Below are 3,872 nucleotides of genomic sequence, written 5' to 3' on the forward strand. Positions count from 1 at the left end.
CCTACCGGATGAGCGTCGACAACCTCGCCGACTGGATCGCCACCCGCGGCTACACCGCCTGACCCACAGCGACACGAAGACGGCACCAGCCAACGACAAGGGCCGGCCCCCACAAGGGGCCGGCCCTTTCGTCACGCCTGGCGCGCACCCGCGTCAGCCGGCCCGCGTTACCCACCCCGGCGGGTCACAGACCTCGGCGGGGAAGTCAGCGCCCGCTGGCAGAGCAGCCGACCGACGCGAGCACACTCCAGCATCCGCCAACAGGTCAGCCCACCGACGCGAGCACTCCAGCGCCCACCGGCAGGGCAGCCGACCGGGGCGGACAGCCGACCAGGGCGAGCAACTCGCTGGTGGTCAGTCGATCGGGGCGAGGAACTCCAGCCGGTTGCCGTGCGCGTCCTGCGAGTGGAAGCGGCGCAGCCCGGGCAGTTCGTCGTCGCCCCAGCTCACCGGGTACCCGGCGGCGACCAACCGGGCGGCGAGCGCGTCCAGGTCCGGCCACAGCAGGCCGGGGTGGGCCTTGCGGGCGGGGCGGAAGTCGTCCTCCACGCCCAGGTGCAGCTCCGCGCCGTACCCCGTGAACCAGCAGCCGCCGCGGGCCGCGAGCGCGGGCGGTTTGGGTTTCTCGGTCATCCCGAGCACCCCGACGTAGAAGGCCCGCGACGCCTCCTCGGAGCCGCGTGGGCAGGCGAGCTGGACGTGATGGATCATGGTGGTACCTCCTCGTCCCGAACGATGGCACGAGGTTGCGAAGTTAGCAAGACGGACGTACGGTTTTGTTGACGACGAGATCGGCGGTAAGTGTCCCCTAACCACGGCGGCACCCCGACCGGTGCGACAGACTGCTCAGGACTACTCACGGTCGCTGGTGTGAAGGAGTACGACGTGGCGAGCCTCGACACCTTCGGTGCGAAGACCCAGCTACGCGTCGGAGACGCGAGCTACGAGATTTTCAAGATCAGCAAGGTGGAGGGCCACGAACGGCTCCCCTACAGCCTGAAGATCCTCCTGGAGAACCTGCTCCGGACCGAGGACGGCGCGAACATCACCGCCGACCACATCCGGCAGCTCGGCGCCTGGGAATCCGACGCCGACCCGAGCGTCGAGATCCAGTTCACCCCGGCGCGGGTGCTCATGCAGGACTTCACCGGCGTACCCTGCGTGGTCGACCTGGCCACCATGCGCGAGGCGGTACGGGACCTGGGCGGCGACGCCACCAAGGTGAACCCGCTCGCCCCGGCCGAGCTGGTCATCGACCACTCCGTCATCGCCGACCTGTTCGGTCGCGAGGACGCCTTCGAGCGCAACGTCGAGCTGGAGTACGAGCGCAACAAGGAGCGCTACCAGTTCCTGCGCTGGGGCCAGACCGCGTTCAACGAGTTCAAGGTCGTCCCCCCGGGCACCGGCATCGTGCACCAGGTCAACATCGAGTACCTGGCCCGTACGATCATGGAGCGCAACGGCCAGGCGTACCCGGACACGGTGGTCGGCACCGACTCGCACACCACGATGGTCAACGGCCTGGGCGTGCTCGGCTGGGGCGTCGGCGGCATCGAGGCCGAGGCCGCGATGCTCGGCCAGCCCGTCAGCATGCTGATCCCGCGCGTGGTGGGCTTCAAGCTCTCCGGCGAGATGCCGGCCGGCACCACCGCCACCGACCTGGTGCTCACCATCACCGAGATGCTGCGCAAGCACGGCGTGGTGGGCAAGTTCGTCGAGTTCTACGGGCCGGGCGTGAGCGCCGTGCCGCTGGCCAACCGCGCCACCATCGGCAACATGTCCCCGGAGTACGGCTCCACCGTCGCGATCTTCCCGATCGACGCCGAGACCGTCCGCTACCTGGAGCTGACCGGCCGCGACGCCGCGCAGGTCGCGCTCGTCGAGGCGTACGCCAAGGAGCAGGGCCTCTGGCACGACCCGGACGCCGAGCCGGAGTACTCGGAGCGCCTGGAGCTGGACCTCGGCACGATCGAGCCGTCCCTGGCCGGCCCGAAGCGCCCGCAGGACCGGGTCCCGCTGGGCAACGCCAAGACCCTGTTCCGCTCGGCGCTGACCGACTACGTGGCCGCCGACGAGACCGGCGGCGACCGTGGCCGCAAGTCCGGTGTGCCGCAGTTGGAGAAGCCGTTCGGCGTGCAGGGCCACGCCGACGAGGCGAGCGCCGAGTCCTTCCCGGCCAGTGACTCCCCGGCCAACGGGGTCAGCGACCCGGCCGACGCGCCGCGGGACCTGGAGACGGCGGCGGTCGGCTCCGGCGGGCGGGCCAGCAACCCGGTCCGGGTCACCGGCACCGACGGTGCCGAGTACGAGCTGGACCACGGCGCCGTGGTGATCGCGGCCATCACCTCCTGCACCAACACCTCCAACCCGCAGGTGATGATCGGCGCGGCCCTGCTGGCCCGCAACGCCGTCGACAAGGGCCTGACCCGCAAGCCGTGGGTGAAGACCACCCTGGCCCCGGGTTCCAAGGTCGTCATGGACTACTACGAGCGGGCCGGTCTCACGCCCTACCTGGAGAAGCTCGGCTTCCACCTGGTCGGCTACGGCTGCACCACCTGCATCGGCAACTCCGGCCCGCTGCCGGAGGAGGTCTCGGCCGCGGTCAACGAGGCAGACCTGGCCGTCGTCTCCGTGCTCTCCGGCAACCGCAACTTCGAGGGCCGGATCAACCCGGACGTCAAGATGAACTACCTGGCGTCTCCGCCGCTGGTGGTCGCGTACGCGCTGGCCGGCACGATGGACATCGACCTGGCCAACGAGCCGATCGGCGAGGACGGCGAGGGCAACCCGGTGTTCCTTCGGGACATCTGGCCCGACAGCGCCGAAATCCAGGACGTCATCGCCTCGGCGATCGGCGCCACCGGCTTCAGCGCCGCGTACGAGGACGTCTTCGCCGGTGACGAGCGCTGGCAGTCGCTGCCCACCCCGACCGGCGACACGTTCGCCTGGGCGGACGAGTCCACCTACGTCCGCAAGCCCCCGTACTTCGAGGGCATGGAGCGGGAGCCGAAGGCGGTCGTCGACATCACCGACGCGCGGGTGCTGGCCAAGCTGGGCGACTCGGTGACCACCGACCACATCTCGCCGGCCGGTTCCATCAAGGCCGACTCGCCCGCCGGGTCGTACCTCGCCGAGCACGGCGTGCCGCGGCACGAGTTCAACTCGTACGGCTCGCGCCGGGGCAACCACGAGGTGATGATCCGGGGCACCTTCGCCAACATCCGGCTGCGGAATCAACTGCGGATCCCGGGCGCCGGTTCCGATGCGGGAGCTGCGCTCCCTGAAGGCGGCTTCACGGTCAACCACCTGACCGGCGAGCAGACCTCGATCTACGACGCCTCGGTGGCCTACCAGGAGGCGGGCATCCCGCTGGTCGTGCTGGCCGGCAAGGAGTACGGTTCCGGCTCGTCGCGCGACTGGGCGGCCAAGGGCACCATGCTGCTCGGCGTCAGGGCGGTCATCGCCGAGTCGTACGAGCGGATCCACCGCTCGAACCTGATCGGCATGGGCGTGCTCCCGCTGCAGTTCCCGGCCGGCGAGACCGCCGAGTCGCTCGGCCTCACCGGCACGGAGACGTTCTCCATCGCCGGGGTCACCGCGCTGAACGACGGCGAGACGCCGCGTACGGTCAAGGTCAGCACCGACAGCGGCGTCGATTTCGACGCGGTGGTCCGGATCGACACCCCGGGCGAGGCGGACTACTACCGGCACGGCGGCATCCTGCAGTACGTGCTGCGTCGCATGATCGCCAACTGACGCACCGAAGCGAGAGGGCCCCTGTCGAGACGCCGAGCGCTTGGGATCTAGCGGTCCTCGCAACACCCAGACATTTTGGGAGTTGCGAGGACCGTGTCCGTTTCGGCCGAACTCAA

At 69.8% G+C, this 3,872-nt stretch carries 2 protein-coding genes; one reads left to right on the forward strand and one right to left on the reverse strand.

Annotation, left to right across the window (positions count from 1 at the left end):
- Window positions 1-354 precede the first annotated feature (354 nt).
- Window positions 355-711: a VOC family protein gene (locus ACPXCB_RS31455; protein WP_425879748.1), complete on the reverse strand. Its 357-nt coding sequence runs from the start codon at window positions 709-711 to the stop codon at window positions 355-357.
- Between the two features lie 159 nt (window positions 712-870).
- Here ACPXCB_RS31455 and ACPXCB_RS31460 point away from each other — a divergent pair, with 159 nt between their 5' ends.
- Window positions 871-3,756 (forward strand): aconitate hydratase, encoded by a 2,886-nt coding sequence (locus ACPXCB_RS31460; RefSeq protein WP_425879750.1) that lies wholly within the window; start codon window positions 871-873, stop codon window positions 3,754-3,756.
- The last annotated feature ends 116 nt before the right edge of the window (window positions 3,757-3,872 follow it).

The organism is Micromonospora sp. DT62, from assembly GCF_049847285.1.
Classification (GTDB): Bacteria; Actinomycetota; Actinomycetes; order Mycobacteriales; family Micromonosporaceae; genus Micromonospora; species Micromonospora reichwaldensis.

What these genes read in the sequence shown, in the direction of transcription:
- ACPXCB_RS31455 (WP_425879748.1), bottom strand. Translation starts at nt 711, where the DNA reads ATGATCCATCACGTCCAGCTCGCCTGCCCACGCGGCTCCGAGGAGGCG.